Source organism: Streptomyces olivaceus (assembly GCF_000721235.1).
Taxonomy (GTDB): Bacteria; Actinomycetota; Actinomycetes; order Streptomycetales; family Streptomycetaceae; genus Streptomyces; species Streptomyces olivaceus.
The window spans coordinates 18,833-33,900 of record NZ_JOFH01000061.1 but is presented as its reverse complement, the minus strand read 5'-3'; the positions used below and the strand labels follow the sequence as shown (position 1 = coordinate 33,900).

The following is a 15,068-nucleotide window of genomic DNA, read 5'->3' as shown; positions in this document are numbered from 1 at the left end:
GGCCGGGGCGGGGCGGGGGCTGCGGGTGGGTTTCTGAGCGGCCATGGTTCGAAGTTATCAGGTTGACAAGACGGTACGTCTCGCCGAGGGTGGCGCCACACGTTGCGCTGGGCGCCGGCGGCCCCGGCAGTCGCCGGGCGCCGCCGACGAGGCGTCATGAACGTACGGCGTCGGGGGCCGGCTCGTAGCCGAGGCGGCCCCTGGTGGCGATCAGCAGCACGGTGGCCGCGACCGCGGAGCTGATCAGGAACGCGTGGGTCGTGTAGCCGGACGACAGCTCGGGGAACATGTCCGACCAGGCGATCGAGAAGTAGTTGTTGACGCCGACGTGCAGCAGCATCGCGAGCGGCAGGCTCTGGCCGGTGCGGTTGAAGACCCAGGTCATCACGAAGCTGAAGGCGATGGTGGTGCCGATGAACTCCACCGGCTGCCACCAGGGCACGTCCGGGTAGCCGCCCCAGTCGGACAGGAACAGCGGCAGGTGCCACACGCCCCACAGCGGGCCGACGATCAGGGAGCCGAGCAGGGCGCCGTGCCGGCGCTGCAGGATGGGCATGGCGAAGTCGCGCCAGCCGGGCTCCTCGGCCAGCCCGGTGGTGATCATCTGCAGGACCAGGCCCGGCACGAACGCCACCAGCACCGCGGCCGAGGGCAGCACCGGCCCGCGTCCGCCGAGCACGGCCGAGGTCAGGGTGAGCACCGCGGGCACCGCGACGAGCACACCGGCGTACCAGCGCCAGTCGACCCGCCACTTGGCCATCCGCCCCAGCCAGGCCCGCAGCCCGGGGCGGCCCTCGGCGGCCGCGGTGACGAGGAAGGCCGACAGGATCGGCCCGAGGTAGGCGCCGGGCAGCACACCCAGGACCTGACTGCCGCCGTCCCCGCCCGGGAAGGTGAAGCCGAGGACGCCCAGGCCGTTCCCGGACAGGATGTACGGGATCCAGGCCACCCAGCTGAGCCCGAAGGCGAGCGAGAAGAACCACGTCAGCGGGTACCGGCCAAGACTCCCCCGCAGACCCCGCGCCCCGGGCGGCTCGATACCGGAACCGGTGCCGGAACCGCTGCTGGAACCGGTCCTGATCTGTGCGTACGTACTCACCGCGACGTCCCTTCGGGGGTGGCTGAACCGACCTGTTCAGCACACCAGTCGCGGCTTCGGGGCACATTGCCGCGCACGCCCCGAACGGGACTCCAGCAGGCTGTACCCGCACTGCCGTACTCTCCGGTCAGTGCGCCTGCGTCCGCGCGTTCTCCAGGTAGTGCAGGACGGCCGCCACCCGCCGGTCGACCTGGTCGGCCGGGGACAGGTCGAGCTTGGCGAAGATGCTGCGGATGTGCTTGTGCACCGCGCCGTCGGTGACGACGAGCCGCCCGGCGATGGCGCTGTTGCCCAGGCCCTCGGCCATCAGCGCCAGCACCTCGCGCTCCCGCGGGCTGAGGCGTTCCAGCCGGGTGTCCTGGCGGGTCCGGGTGAAGAGCTGGGCGACGACCTCCGGGTCGATGGCGGTGCCGCCCGCCGCGACCCGGCGCAGCGCGTCCATGAACTCCTCGACCCGGCCGACGCGTTCCTTGAGCAGGTAGCCGAGGCCGCCCACCCCGCCGGTCAGCAGGTCGGTGGCGAAGGACTGCTCGACGTAGGCGGAGAGCACGAGCACGGCCAGGCCCGGGCGGCGCCGGCGGGCCTCGACGGCGGCCCGGACGCCTTCGTCGGTGTGCGTGGGCGGCATGCGCACGTCCAGGATGGCCACGTCCGGCTCGTGCTCGGCGACGGCCACGAGCACCGACTCGGCGTTGTCCGCGGTGGCGACCACGTCCAGGCCCTCGGCCCGCAGCAGCAGGGCGAGCCCCTCGCGGAGCAGCGGGTCGTCCTCGGCGATCACGATCCGCAGGGCGGCAGGGGGCACTTCACGTTCCACGGGCGGGTCCACTTCCAGGTCGTCGGGCGCACCGACCTTACTCCGTCGGCGGGTTGGCGGCGTCCGGCCACGCGTCGCCCCAGACCGCGTCCCGCGCGGCCTTGTACAGGTCGCCGTGGCGCTTGGTGACCGTCCGCCGCCGCAGCTGCTCGTCGGGCTCGCACAGGTCGAGCAGCACCTGGCCCTTGCGGATCAGGGGATGCCGTACGACGCGGGAGGGGGCCGGGGAGACCGGGAGCCGGGTGGCGGCGACGTAGCTGAACTTCTCGTCCTCGTAGGCGAGGGACCCGCCCTTGACCTGCCGGTGCAGGGACGACCGGCTGACCCGCGCCGCGAAGTGGCACCAGTCGGTGCCCGGCACGATCGGGCAGGCGGCGCTGTGCGGGCAGGGCGCCGCGACGTGGAACCCGGCGGCGACGAGCCGGTCGCGGGCCTCGATGACGCGGGCGTACCCGTCGGGGGTCCCGGCCTCGACGATCACCACCGCCCGCGCGGCGCTCGCGGCGGCGTCGACGAGGGCGGCCCGGTCGGCGGAGGTCAGCTCGTTGAGGACGTAGGACACGGTGACGAGGTCGGTGTCCTCGACGGTGAGCGCCGCGCCGATCCGGGAGCGCTGCCAGCGCACGTCCCGCAGGGCGGGGTGGGCGGCGGCGATCTCCCGGCCGAGGGCGAGCGCGGGCTCGGACCAGTCGAGCACGGTCGCCTGCCGGGGCCCCGCCCACGTGTCGCCGACGGCCCAGGTGGCGGCGCCGGTCCCGCCGCCGACGTCGACGTGGCTGCCGGGTGCCCAGCCCGGCACGGCGTCCGCGAAGGCGTCCAGCGCCGACCGCACGGCGGCGAAGGTGGCCGGCATGCGGTAGGCGGCGTAGGCGACGACGTCCGCGCGGTCACGCAGGATGGGGGCGTCGGTCGGGGTGTCCCCCCGGTAATGCCCGATCAACCGCTCCACGGCCCGCCCGGCCTGCCGCGGCGGCAGCCCGTCGACCAGCTCGGCGAGAGCGGCACGCAGGACATCGGCGAGTGGGGGAACAGGGACGGGGCGATTCACCCGCCAATCCTACGGTCCCCCGCACCGCCCCCGCTGCCGCGCCGCTGCGAGCAGGCGCACGCCGCCCGAGCTGCGGGCAGTCGTGCCGCGCCGCTGCGGGCAGTCGTCGTGCCGCTGGGGCGGCACGGGTGGGCGCAGCGGCACCCCGCCGGCGCCGGGCCTCGCGACCCACCCCCCGGCCGACACCCACGCCGGGGACCGAGTGAACGCCGGGCCGCACGCCCACCCCGGCGCCCGCATCCGCACCAAGTGCGAAAGGAGCGCCGGCCCGCCATCCCGGCCCGAGCCCCGCCCCTCACACCCGTACCGCCCGAGCCACCCCCGTGCACACCCCCGCCCGCACCCCGCCGACCGGCGTCCGGCGCCGCGGGTGCACCGTGTTGGCCAGCAGCACCACGAACGTGTCCGTCACCCGGTCGAGCACCAGCATCGTGCCGGTGAACCCGGTGTGCCCCGCCGCCCCGCGCCCCGCCAGCTCCCCCATGAACCACGGCTGGTCAAGGCCGAACCCGAGCCCGGGCGGAGCCAGCAGCAGCTCGACGAAGTCGGCGCCGAGGATGCGCGCCGGCCCGTACGAGCCGCCCGCGAGCAGCGCGCGGCAGAACACCGCGAGGTCCCGCCCCGTGGAGAAGAGCCCGGCATGTCCCGCTACCCCGCCCAGCGCCCACGCGTTCTCGTCGTGGACGACGCCCCGCAGCATCCCCCGGTCGGCCTTGGCCCACGGCCGCCGCTGGTCCTCCGTCGCCGCCGCCCCCGCGCACGGCCCGAAGCCCGTCGCCGTCATCCCCAGCGGCCGGGTGATCCCGTCCCGGACGAGGACGTCGAGACCCCGCCCGGTGATGCGTTCCAGGACCTGCTGGAGGAGCAGCATGTTCAGGTCCGAGTAGCAGTACGTGCCCGGCACCCCCACCGGCGCCTCCGCCCGCAGCAGCGCCAGCCGCTCCGCGTCGTCCGCGCAGGAGTACAGCGGGAGTTCGGGCCGCAGCCCGGAGGTGTGGGTGAGCAGTTGCCGTACGGTGACGCGGTGCGCGGCAGCGGCCCCGAAGTCGGGCAGGTAGGCGCCCACCAGGGCGTCGATCCCGAGGGTCCCCCGCTCGATCTGCTGCACCGCGGCGACGGTCGTGAAGAGCTTGGTGAGCGAGGCGAGGTCGAAGGGCGTCGCCACGGTCGCCGGCACCCACGCGTCCGGGGGCAGCTCCACGCCCGCGTCGGTGTCCGGGTCGTACGCGGCGTACCGCACCGCCCAGCCCGCGGCCTCCTCGACGGCGAGCACGGGGCCGCGTCCGACGGCCAGGACGGCGCCCGCCGCCCAGGGCCGTTCACCGGTGGTGAGGTCGTGCACCTGTGCGACGACACGGCGGAGCAGGCCGGGGTCGAGCCCGGCCCGCTCCGGGGTGCCGCTGCGCAGTCTCGGAGCGCTCAGTTTTCCGCTCCCCTTCTGCTCCCGCCTCTGCTTCCGCTTCCGTTTCCGCTCCCGCTTCCGACGAGGAACACGAGGAAGCCCAGCGCCAGTACGGAGGCCACCAGCTGGACGACGGCCATGGGCACCGCGGTGTCCTCGCCCGCGATCCCGACGAGCGGCGAGGCGACGGCGCCGATGAGGAAGGAGGACGTACCGAGCAGCGCGGACGCGGACCCGGCGGAGTGCCTGACCCGCATGAGGGCGAGCGCCTGGGTGTTGGGCAGGCTGATGCCCATCGCGGACATCAGCACGAACAGCGCGGCGGCGACCGGCACGAGTCCGACCTCGCCGAAGACGCCGAGAGACATCAGCAGCAGCACGGTCGAGGCGGCGATCACGACGACGAGGCCGAGCCGGAGCACCCGGTCGAGCCGGACCCGCCCGACGAGGATCTTGCCGTTGATCTGGCCGACCACGACGAGGCCGATGGAGTTGAGCCCGAACAGCAGGCTGAACGTCTGCGGCGAGGCGCCGTAGATCTCCTGCATGACGAACGGCGACGCCGCGACGTAGGCGAACAGCGAGGCGAAGGCGAAGCCGCCGGCGAGCATGTACCCGGTGAAGGCCCGGTCGGCGAGCAGGCGGCGCATCGCGCTCAGGGTGTCGCGGACCCCGCCCGCGTGCCGTTCCGCGACGGGCAGCGTCTCGGGCAGCTTCGCCCACACGATCGCGCCGAGGACCACGCCGACCACGACGAGGACGACGAACACACCCCGCCAGTCCGTGAAGCGCAGGATCTGCCCGCCGATGAGCGGCGCCACGACCGGCGCGACGCCGGAGATCAGCATGAGGGTGGAGAAGAAGCGGGCCATGGCCACACCGTCGTACAGGTCGCGTACGACGGCGCGGGAGATCACTATCCCGGCGGCCCCCGCGAGACCCTGCACCAGCCGGAAGGCGACGAGGAGTTCGACGGTGGGCGCGACGGCGCACAGGGCGGTGGCGACGACGTAGACGGCGAGCCCGGCGAGCAGCGGGCGCCGGCGGCCCCACTTGTCGCTCATCGGTCCCACGATGATCTGCCCGAGGGCCATGCCGGCCAGGCACGCGGTGAGCGTGAGCTGGACGGTGGCGGCGGACGCGCCGAGGGACCGGGTGACCTCCGGGAGCGAGGGGAGGTACATGTCCATCGCCAGGGGCGGCGTGGCGGTCAGGCTGCCGAGGATGAGCGTGACGAGCAGACTGGTACGGCGGGTGGCACGCAGCGAAGATCCGGCCGGAGCCGCCTCCGCCTCTCTCATCGCGTCGTGCGCCGCCCGTGGCGCCGGCACGGGCGCTGCCGTCGGCGCCGATGCCGGCGCCGACGTTGACGTTGGCCTCGACGTTGGCGTTGTCATGTCCGGTGACTCGTGCGGTATGGACGGCCCGCGCTCGGGCATGAGCCCCTCCCTCTTTCTACAGATCCGCCACCTATGCTCTCAGCTCGTACGGAGTTGTACGAACAGAGTCGAACGAACCTGAGCGAGGGTGGGGCGGGGTGTCAGCGGTGACCGGGCAGAAGGTGCGCTGGGGGATTCTGGCGACCGGTGGGATGGCGGCGCGGTTCGCGGCGGATCTGGTGGATCTGCCGGACGCCGAGGTCGTGGCGGTGGCCTCGCGGACCGAGGCGTCGGCGAAGGCGTTCGCCGAGCGGTTCGGGATCGCACGGGCCTACGGCGGCTGGGAGCCGCTGGCGCGGGACGAGGACGTCGACGTGGTGTACGTCGCGACCCCGCACTCGGCGCACCGCGCCGCGGCGGGCCTGTGCCTGGAGGCGGGGCGGAACGTGCTGTGCGAGAAGCCGTTCACGCTGAACGTGCGCGAGGCGGAGGAACTGGTCGCCCTCGCCCGCGAGAACGGCGGCTTCCTGATGGAAGCGATGTGGATGTACTGCAACCCGATGGTCCGGCGCCTGAAGGCGCTGGTCGACGACGGCGCGATCGGGGAGATCCGCAGCGTCCAGGCCGACTTCGGAGAGGCGAACCGGTTCCCGCCCACGCACCGGCTGCGGGACCCGGCACAGGGCGGCGGCGCCCTGCTCGACCTCGGCGTCTACCCGGTGTCGTTCGCGCAGTTGCTGCTCGGCGAGCCGTCGGACGTCGTCGCGCGGGCGGTGCTCTCGGAGGAGGGCGTCGACCTCCAGACGGGCGCCCTGCTGTCCTACGGGAGCGGCGCCCTCGCCTCGCTGCACTGCTCGATCACCGGCAGTACGCCCAACTCCGCGTCGGTCACCGGCTCCGAGGGCCGCATCGACGTCCCGTACGGCTTCTTCTTCCCGGACCACTTCGTACTGCACCGGGACGGCCGGGACCCGCAGGAGTTCCGGGCGGACCCCGCCGACGGGCCCCGGGACAGCCTCGCGCACGAGGCACGGGAGGTGATGCGGGCGCTGCGCGCCGGGGAGACCGAGTCGCCGCTGGTCCCGCTGGAGGGCACGCTGGCCGTGATGCGGACGCTCGACGCGATCCGGAAGCGCGTCGGCGTCCGCTACCCCGGAGAGACGACGGGAGAGGCCGGAGGAACGGGAGAGGCGGGAGAACCGGTCGTCGTGCCGGCCTGAGCGGCGCGCGTACGCTGCCGGGCCATGAACACCTTGAGAAACGCCGCCGGGGAAACCGCCACGGCCCGGCGGGTCGCCGTCGTGACGGGCGCCGGATCCGGCGTCGGCCGGGCCGTCGCCCTCGAACTGCTCGCCGCGGACTGGGCGGTGGCCCTCTCCGGCCGCCGCACCGAGCCCCTGGAGCAGACGGCGGCGCTGGCCCCCGCGGACAGCGCCGCCCTCGTCGTCCGCGCCGACGTCTCCCAACCGGACGACGTGGCCGCCCTGTTCACCGCCGTACGCGACCGCTTCGGCCGCCTGGACCTGCTCTTCAACAACGCAGGGACGTTCGGCCCGGGTGGCGTGCCCGTCGAGGAACTGCCCTACGAGGCGTGGCGGCACGTGGTGGACACCAATCTCCACGGGGCCTTCCTGTGCGCGCAGGCGGCGTACCGGCAGATGAAGGAGCAGGCGCCGCAGGGCGGCCGGATCATCAACAACGGCTCGATCTCGGCGCACACGCCGCGCCCGCACTCGGTGGCGTACACGGCGACCAAGCACGCGCTGACGGGCCTGACCAAGTCGCTGTCGCTGGACGGCCGTCCGTACGGCATCGCGGTCGGCCAGATCGACATCGGCAACGCGGCGACCGACATGACGGCCGGGATGCAGACCGGCGCGCTCCAGGCCAACGGGGAGACGGCGCCGGAGCCGGTGATGGACGTCGCCGACGTGGCGCGCACGGTGCGGCACATGGCGGAGCTGCCGCTGGAGGCGAACGTGCAGTTCGCGACGGTCGTGGCGACGGCGATGCCGTACGTGGGACGCGGCTGAGCGCCCACCCCTGCGCGCCACGATCATTCACACAATCGGAATTCCACAGTCCGTGGTCTTGCAAGCGACGCCCGGCATATGCTCAACTCTCCTTCACCAGAGCTTCACACTTGGGGTGTTGGCCTTCCACAAGGGTCCACGGGCCGTGCCGCAGGCATGTACTGAGCCATCCCGAGGGGGGGAGGCGGCAGCCGTTCCGCCGCACCGGCAGGGGGGATTCCGCGTGGGACCGCGGAAGACGCGCCGGCGCCCGGAACGGCTGCCGCGACATCACGGGACCCCTCCCCGGCGGGGTTACGCCTGCCCGGTCTCGAAGCGCGCGATCCGTCCCTCCCCGTCCACGGTGAAGTTCCAGCGCGTGCGCATCTCGCCCCACGTGTCGTTGCGGTAGCGGCCGACGAGGGCCCGGCCGCCGTTCGACTCGTTGTCGACCTCCAGGTGACCGTTGGAGGAGAAGATCTCCCGGTCGATCCACTGGTCGAGGTCCCGGTCGTCCCCGTCGTCGGCCATGGTGGCGTCCGGCGAGAGGGTCGCGAGGAAGGCCTCGCGGTCGTGGGCGTTCACCGCGGCGACGAAGGCGCGGACGGCCGGGTCGCGCAGGCGCGTGGTCTGAATCGTCATGCCGGCCAGCGTCACACCGCCCCCGCACCCCCGCCACCGGGCACCACCCGAACGCCGTCCGCGGCGGGCCCGGGCGGGGCGGAGGGGCGACGCTGGACGGGTGAGCCACCCGCGGCAGCGTCGGGTGGGCCGTCCGCAGCGTACGAGGGAGCCGACGTGACGTGTTTCGACCGGCGTGATCTGGGCCTGCTGCTGCTCCGGCTGGGCACCGGCGGCGTCCTGGCCGCGCACGGCGCGCAGAAGCTGCTCGGCTGGTTCGGCGGCGGCGGCCTCGAGGGCACCGGCCAGGCCATGGAGGCCATGGGGTACGCGCCGGGCCGGGCCAGCGCCACCGCGGCGGGTCTGGCGGAGGCGGGCGGCGGCGCTCTGCTGGCCCTCGGCCTCGCGACTCCGGCCGCGGGCGCGGCGGCGGCCGGCGCGATGGCGGGCGCCGCGGCGGTGCACGCCCCGAACGGCTTCTTCGCCCAGTCCGGCGGCTACGAGTACGCGGCCTCCCTGGGCCTGACGGCGGCCGGACTCGCGATCACGGGCCCCGGACGCCTGTCCCTCGACCACGCGCTCGGCCACGCGGCCAACCGGAACTGGATGGTCCCGGCCGCCCTCGCGGCGACGGGGGCGGCCACGGCGGTGATCGTCGGCGCCCGGAACAAGCGGGTACGGAAGGCCGCCGAGGGCCGGCAGGAGCCCCTGTTCGACTGAGGCCGTCCCCGGCCGGGGACGGCGTGGCACGCTGCTCCTCATGAGCGACGTGAGCGACAGGCCCGACGGTGCACCGGCCGAGCCCAGCCCCTGGAACACCATCGACGACCTGTGGAAGTGGCTGGAGGCGGACCAGCCCTTCGGCGGCCGGGAGGGCCTGCTGCTGCGCATGCTGAAGCTCTCCGAGGAGGTCGGCGAGGTGGCCGAGGCGGTCATCGGGGCGACCGGCCAGAACCCGCGCAAGGGCGTCACCCACACCTGGCAGGACGTGGAGGCGGAGCTGTGCGACGTGGTGATCACGGCGATGGTGGCCCTGCGCACGCTGACCCCCGAGGCCCGCGAGGTCTTCGCCCGGCACTTGGCAGGGGTGGCGAACCGCCCGCGCGCCGGCGACAGCGGGACCTGATGCGGCGGGGCCGGATGTGGCGGGGCCCGGGAGCGTAGCCTGCTCCCGGGCCCCTGGGGATGCCACCTCATGCGCACACCGGAGTCCTGTGAAAGGACGGATCAGTCGTCAGGCCGTCGTGTTCTTCCTTTGAACTACCGCACCAGGAAGCGGTGCAGACGAGATTCGAACTCGCATCCGACGGCGGTCGTCCGGCCTTGTCGCTCCGGTGATCGGCGGCGATGCTGAAGCTGGAGCGAGAGTCTGAGTTTGACGGCGCGGAGAGCACGTCTCCCGTGCCCCGCGCCACTTCAGGCTGAACGTCAGTTTCAGCTTGCGCTCATGGCGCGGACCGGCTCTCCTTTCCGGTCCCCGCCTCTGTGCGCACCCCCGCGCTCGCACGCGGGGGCGTCTGTGGAGGCTACCCGTCGCCGGCGTCAGCCGAACAGGTAGCCGAACACCGCGTCGCCGACCCGCTGGTCGGTGACCTCGGTGCCGTTGGCCTCCTCACGGGCGAACTTCACGGCCCGCTGGAGCTTGTCGATCCGTTCGAGCAGCTCGTTCACCCGCCGCGCGGGCAGCGCACCGGAGAACTTCACCGTCGTCCAGTAACCGATCGGCACGTCCTCGTAGTAGACCTCGACCTGCGCCGGGTGCTTCTCGGTCGCCTCGGCCTTGACGTGGTTGCGCGGGATCTTCTTGGTCCGGATCGTGCGCACCGGGTCGGTCTTCCACCAGTCCGTGGACGGGTCCTGCGACCAGGCCTCGGCGGTGTCGAGCGTGGGCAGCTTCTTGACGAAGGCGTGCAGGTCGGTGAGCTGCTTCTCCAGGAAGAGCAGGTAGCTGACCGGTACGTCGGCGACGACCGTGTGCCCGTCGACCGTGACGTCGGCGCGCGCCGCGCAGTTCGCCCAGTCCTTGGTCGCGGTCACGTCGAACAGCCGCGTCAGCGAGGCGGCCGTCTCGCGCAGCACGTCCTCGGCCTGCACCTGCACCCGCGTGGACTCGGGCGGCAGCTGCTCGCCCTCCTCGTCCTTGGGCTGGTACGTGCGCGAGATCCCGGCCAGCAGCGCGGGCTTCTGCACCTTCTGGTGGGCCGCGGTGATGTCCTGGAGCGACTTGCTCTTGACGCCCTTCTCGACCGCGATGATCTGGTTCAACTTCGCCATTCCGGCTCCCCCTTCGAACTGGCTCGAACGTATCCCACCAGCCCGGAGGCCCGCACGTCATTTGATCACGCACGGGCCCCGGGCAGCGTGGGGACGGTCAGCCGGCGCTGCAGGAGACCGTGGGCCAGTTCCAGTTGCCGTTGGCCTGGATGGTGACACCCCAATTGCCGCCGCTTCCGTTCGACTTGGCCGACAGCGTCTGCGAACTGGGATAACTGGCACTGACGTTCCAGGTCGAGAGCACCTTGGCCGGGGACGGCACGTTCATCGTCACGGTCCAGTCGCTGCTCCCGCTGACGGAGACGTCGAGGTTGTACCGGTCCCCCCACCGCTGCCCGGCGGACAGTACGGCGGTACACGCACCGCCACCGCCGCCACCGCCGTCCCCTCCCCCGCCACCGCTCCCGTCGGGAGCGACCGCGCGGCCGGTCTGGGGCGAGATCATGCCGGAGCACAGCCCCTTGCCCGCCAGCGTCTGCGCGATGCGCGGAATGGCCGCCAGCGTGTTGGCGGGCCAGTCGTGCATCAGGATGACCTGGCCGTTGCCCATCCGGGAGACGGCCTGCACGATCGCGTCGGTACTGGCGTTGTTCCAGTCCTGCGAGTCGACGTCCCAGATGACCTCGGTCAGCCCGTACTTGGCCTCCACCGACCGCAGCGTGGCGTTGGTCTCGCCGTACGGCGGCCGGAACAGCTTGGGCGTCCCGCCGCCCGCGTTGGCCACGGCCTGCTGGGTCCGGGATATCTCGGAGTCCATCTGGGCCTGGCCGAGCTGGGTCATGTGCGGGTGGGTGTAACTGTGGTTGCCCACCCACATGCCGGCGTCCACCTGGGCCCGGACCAGGGACGGGTTCTGGTCGGCGTACTGCCCCTGGTTGAACATGGTGGCCCGCAGCCCGTTCTGCCGGAGCGCGTTGAGCAGTGCCTGCGTGCTGCCGGAGGGCCCGTCGTCGAAGGTGAGCCCGACGTAGCCGTTGCAGGCGGCGGCCTGCGCGGGGAACGCCTGCGTGGTGGACGCCTGCGTGGGGGCGGCACCGGCGACGACGGTGCCCGCGGCGACCAGCGCGGCGGCGGCCACCCCGTTGACCAGTTTGCGGGGTCGAGTACGTGTACGCATACGAACTAACCTCCTCACTCCGCGTGACACGAGCGGTCAGCCTGCGCTGCAGGAGACGCTGGGCCAGTTCCAGTTGCCGTTGGCCTGGATGGTGGCACCCCAGTTGTTGCCGCTGCCGTTGGACTTGGCGGTCAGCGTCTGCGAACTGGGGTAACTGGCACCGACGTTCCAGGTGGACAGCACCTTGGCCGGAGACGGCACGTTCATCGTCACGGTCCAGTTGCTGCTGCCGCTGACGGAGACGTCGAGGTTGTACCGGTCGTCCCACTTCTGTCCGGCGGACAGCGTGGCGGCACACGCACCACCTCCACCTCCTCCGCCGTTGTCGCCACCGCCGCCGCCACCGGTACCCCCGACATTGATGTTGGAACTGCCGCTGCTCTGATAACCCTCGGTGGCGAGGATCATGTAGTACTTGAAGTCACCGAGCTGCATCCCGGCCCGCGACCACGCGTCGAAGTGGTTGCCGGTGGTGATGGAGCCGCCGGTCCGCTTCGACTGCCGGACGCTCCAGTACTGGTCGAAGGTGCGGGTGCCTTCGACGGAGGGGGCGTTGTAGCGGGTCGTCTTGTAGATGTCGTACGTACCGCCGTCGCTGGTTACCGTGCCCTTGAACTCACCGGTGGGCCGGTAGGTGCCCCAGTTGTCGACGATGTAGTACTCGACGAGCGGGTTCGACGTCCACCCGTAGAGCGTCAGATAGGCGTTGCCCGACGGGTTGAAGCTGCCGGAGTACTGCACGGTCCTGCGCCCGCCGTTGCTCCAGCCCTTGCCCGCGACGAAGTTGCCGGTGTTGCTCCACGAGGTGCTGTACTGGCCGCCGGACCCCATGTTCATGGAGACGGTGCCCTGGCTGTCGGTCCAGAACGAGTAGTAGTAGCCGTTGTTGGTGCCCTCCTGGTTGGTCGTGACGACCGTGTCGGCGTGGGCGGTCCCCGGCAGCATCATCGCCGCCAGCGCGGCCAGGGCGACGGCCCACGCGCTCCGCACGAGCAGCATGACGGACCAGCGTCTGCGACGCCCCGCTTGGACAAGCACGTTCATGACGGTGCTTCCTCTCTGGAGGTGGAGCAGTACGACGGCGCCAGTGTTGGCCTGCACGCGTCAATCGTCAACGGTTTCGGTAAATATTTCGAAACCTTCGAGATCACACACACGCTCACACGTCGATCATCACTGCACTTCAAGCCTCACTTCATGAATCCCCAAGCCGCCTGAACAAAGGTCACCCCAGCTCCACTTGGGAAATCAAGATATCGATGTCCGAAACTTTCGACTCGCCGCGAGCCCTGGACAGTCCCGGCGCCGCCTCGCATGCCCAGTACAGGCTCAGCCGCCTACGCGGTACGGCACATCCGCGCGGGCGCGGAGCGGGCCGGCAAGGACCGCAGCGCCGAGGCGGCTGGCGAGCCGGAGGCACCGGACGGTGGCGGGAGCACGTGCGTTTCAGAGGTCGAAGAACTGGGTGATGAGATCTGCTGTGTCGATCTGGTGGCTGGTCTTGCCGATGAGTGCCGGGGCGGAGGAGGGAGCGGGGACGGTGTGGCCGCCGCGGTGGATGGTGTAGAGGACCACCGGGGGGACACCTTCCGCCTCGTACGTTGTGCGTTCGACTTCAGTGGGGTCGGCCGTGGTCTTCTTCGGCAGGCGGGTGGTCACGGGTTCGGTGGTGATCCCGTTGCGCTCGGCGAAGTAGCGAGCCGTGCGGGTGGCCGACCAGGTCGCGCCGCCTACTTTGAAGAGGGTGCGCAGGGCCCAGTTCATGGTGCCGCCCCGGTAGGAGACGATGCGGTCCTTGGTGCCGTGGATCAACAAGACCGGCAAGGACGCCCGGGGCGCCTGACCAGCGAGGAAGTTCTCCGGTGCGGGCATGGTGGCGGCGATCACCGTCGCACCCGCCAGCAGGTCGGGAGCCTCATGGGCGAGGCGGATGACCATCTGGCCGCCGTTGGAGTAGCCGACGGCGTAGACACGGCTGGGGTCGACGCGCCGGTCCGAGGCGAATGTGGCGATGACCGCGCGGGTGAAGCCGACGTCGTCGATGTCGGCCAGGCGGGCCGGAAAGCGGCTTTCGCGGCGGGCGTCGTTCCAGTTGCCGCGGAAGCCGTCGAGGTAGGCGACCAGCGCACCGCGGGCGGCGAGCGCGTCGAAGACGCCGCCGGTGAAGGCGCGGTGTTTGTCGCCGGTCTGGCGGGATCCGTGGAATACCAGAATCAGTGGCTTGGCATCGCCCGGCGCTGCGGCGCCGACGAGAGTGAAGGTGCGGGTGGCCCCGGCGACGGTGACGCTGCCGCGGGTGGCTTCGAGGAGGCTGGACATGGTGTTCCCTCGGTTCACGGTTCAGGCGAAGAAGTCGATCAGGGTGCGCGCCATCCATTCGGGCGCTTCCTCGGGCAGGAAATGCGCCGCACCTGGAGCGATGGCGCCGCTGGTGTCCGATGCGACCTGCCGCACCGCCTGTTCGACGCCATCACGCATGCCGTACTCGCCGCCGATGGCCAGAACCGGAATGTCCAGCGGCCCCTCGGCGGCCAGCGCGACCACCTGGTCCCCCGACTCTCCCGCGCGGTAGAACTCGAAGCTCGCGTGCAAGGCGGCAGGGTCGCGCAGGGCATCGACGTAGACGTCGACCGCAGTTTGCGGAATGGCCTCGGGTGATGCGGCCTTGGTGGCGAACTGGTAGCCGAAGTAGATCTCCTCGCGCCCGGACACCATGCGCTCGTTGATCTCGGCCAGACGGTTGAAGACGAAGTGCCAGGCCAGCTCGTTGACCTCGGGGGGCATGAGCAGCGGAGGCAGCGGGGTGAAGCCGGCGAGGACGGCCTCGGCCAGCACGAGCCTGGTCACCCGGTCGCGATGGCGAGCGGCGAGCACGTAGCCGACCATCATCCCCATGTCGTAGCCCGCGACGTGGAAACTGTCGTGGCCCAGAGAGGCCATCAGGGCGGTCATTTCGTCGGCCAGGGTGACTGCGTCGTACCCGCCGTCAGGCTTACCGCTGGCGCCCATGCCGCGCATGTCGGCGGCCACCACCGTGAAGTGCTCGGCGAGAGCAGGCATCACCAGCCGCCAGCCGTACCAGAACTGCGGCCACGCCGGCAGCAGAAGCAGCGCCGGGCCGGTCCCGCCGACCACGGCGTGCAGTTCGACGCCGTCGACGTCAACGGTGCGGCTGGTGAAGGTGTCGCCGAACCCGGCGGGAAGGTGCGGGACGGCGTCCACGGTGAAAGGCATCGGCGTCTCCTCGTTGCCGGACCCAAACCACAAGCGGATGAGTCATCCGCTTCAACGTAACACAA

The 15,068-nt window shown here is 71.7% G+C and carries 16 protein-coding genes; 5 read left to right on the top strand and 11 right to left on the bottom strand.

The annotated features are described in order from the left end of the window. Positions 1-154 precede the first annotated feature (154 nt). The 5 genes from IG94_RS0136620 to IG94_RS0136600 form a co-directional block, all read right to left on the bottom strand. Complete coding sequence (locus IG94_RS0136620; RefSeq protein WP_224326164.1) at positions 155-1,099, bottom strand: CPBP family intramembrane glutamic endopeptidase; 945 nt, start codon at positions 1,097-1,099, stop codon at positions 155-157. A 127-nt stretch (positions 1,100-1,226) separates the two neighbouring features. Then, positions 1,227-1,889: a response regulator transcription factor gene (locus tag IG94_RS0136615; RefSeq protein ID WP_031047908.1), complete on the bottom strand. Its 663-nt coding sequence runs from the start codon at positions 1,887-1,889 to the stop codon at positions 1,227-1,229. Positions 1,890-1,953: 64 nt separating this feature from the next. After that, positions 1,954-2,964 (bottom strand): small ribosomal subunit Rsm22 family protein, encoded by a 1,011-nt coding sequence (locus IG94_RS0136610; RefSeq protein ID WP_031047906.1) that lies wholly within the window; start codon positions 2,962-2,964, stop codon positions 1,954-1,956. Between the two features lie 295 nt (positions 2,965-3,259). Continuing rightward, a complete protein-coding gene (locus IG94_RS0136605; RefSeq protein WP_031047905.1) occupies positions 3,260-4,306 on the bottom strand; it encodes a serine hydrolase domain-containing protein in 1,047 nt (348 codons plus the stop codon). A 77-nt stretch (positions 4,307-4,383) separates the two neighbouring features. Beyond that, positions 4,384-5,805: a multidrug effflux MFS transporter gene (locus tag IG94_RS0136600; protein WP_372457737.1), complete on the bottom strand. Its 1,422-nt coding sequence runs from the start codon at positions 5,803-5,805 to the stop codon at positions 4,384-4,386. A 107-nt stretch (positions 5,806-5,912) separates the two neighbouring features. Here IG94_RS0136600 and IG94_RS0136595 point away from each other — a divergent pair, with 107 nt between their 5' ends. Together IG94_RS0136595 and IG94_RS0136590 are read left to right on the top strand one after the other, a co-directional pair. Further along, complete coding sequence (locus IG94_RS0136595; RefSeq protein WP_031047898.1) at positions 5,913-6,965, top strand: Gfo/Idh/MocA family protein; 1,053 nt, start codon at positions 5,913-5,915, stop codon at positions 6,963-6,965. A 24-nt stretch (positions 6,966-6,989) separates the two neighbouring features. Then, positions 6,990-7,778: an SDR family oxidoreductase gene (locus IG94_RS0136590; RefSeq protein ID WP_031047896.1), complete on the top strand. Its 789-nt coding sequence runs from the start codon at positions 6,990-6,992 to the stop codon at positions 7,776-7,778. Between the two features lie 294 nt (positions 7,779-8,072). Here the strand turns inward: IG94_RS0136590 and IG94_RS0136585 are convergent, their stop codons facing one another. After that, positions 8,073-8,399 (bottom strand): hypothetical protein, encoded by a 327-nt coding sequence (locus IG94_RS0136585; protein WP_031047894.1) that lies wholly within the window; start codon positions 8,397-8,399, stop codon positions 8,073-8,075. 156 nt (positions 8,400-8,555) lie between these two features. Between IG94_RS0136585 and IG94_RS0136580 the strand changes: the two genes are divergently transcribed. Beyond that, complete coding sequence (locus tag IG94_RS0136580) at positions 8,556-9,098, top strand: DoxX family protein (protein WP_031047892.1); 543 nt, start codon at positions 8,556-8,558, stop codon at positions 9,096-9,098. Positions 9,099-9,138: 40 nt separating this feature from the next. Continuing rightward, the gene (locus tag IG94_RS0136575) at positions 9,139-9,504 is read left to right on the top strand and encodes a MazG-like family protein (protein ID WP_031047890.1); all 366 of its coding nucleotides are present in this window, start codon (positions 9,139-9,141) and stop codon (positions 9,502-9,504) included. A gap of 416 nt (positions 9,505-9,920) precedes the next feature. Here the strand turns inward: IG94_RS0136575 and IG94_RS0136570 are convergent, their stop codons facing one another. The 3 genes from IG94_RS0136570 to IG94_RS0136560 form a co-directional block, all read right to left on the bottom strand. After that, complete coding sequence (locus tag IG94_RS0136570) at positions 9,921-10,652, bottom strand: DUF7873 family protein (protein ID WP_031047886.1); 732 nt, start codon at positions 10,650-10,652, stop codon at positions 9,921-9,923. A 97-nt stretch (positions 10,653-10,749) separates the two neighbouring features. Then, positions 10,750-11,769 carry a polysaccharide deacetylase family protein gene (locus IG94_RS0136565; RefSeq protein ID WP_031047883.1) on the bottom strand — a complete coding sequence of 340 codons (1,020 nt, stop codon included), beginning with the start codon at positions 11,767-11,769 and terminating at the stop codon, positions 10,750-10,752. A 36-nt stretch (positions 11,770-11,805) separates the two neighbouring features. Then, positions 11,806-12,813: a glycoside hydrolase family 11 protein gene (locus tag IG94_RS0136560; RefSeq protein WP_031047880.1), complete on the bottom strand. Its 1,008-nt coding sequence runs from the start codon at positions 12,811-12,813 to the stop codon at positions 11,806-11,808. 21 nt (positions 12,814-12,834) lie between these two features. On the opposite strand from IG94_RS0136560, the gene IG94_RS42690 reads away from it, so the two are divergent. Beyond that, entirely contained in the window at positions 12,835-12,987 is a 153-nt protein-coding gene (locus tag IG94_RS42690; protein WP_157852388.1) for a hypothetical protein, read from the top strand. 228 nt (positions 12,988-13,215) lie between these two features. Here IG94_RS42690 and IG94_RS0136555 read toward each other — a convergent pair whose 3' ends face one another. After that, the gene (locus tag IG94_RS0136555; protein ID WP_031047877.1) at positions 13,216-14,088 is read right to left on the bottom strand and encodes a CE1 family esterase; all 873 of its coding nucleotides are present in this window, start codon (positions 14,086-14,088) and stop codon (positions 13,216-13,218) included. Positions 14,089-14,109: 21 nt separating this feature from the next. Beyond that, positions 14,110-15,003 (bottom strand): alpha/beta fold hydrolase, encoded by an 894-nt coding sequence (locus tag IG94_RS0136550; protein ID WP_043485640.1) that lies wholly within the window; start codon positions 15,001-15,003, stop codon positions 14,110-14,112. Positions 15,004-15,068 lie beyond the last annotated feature (65 nt).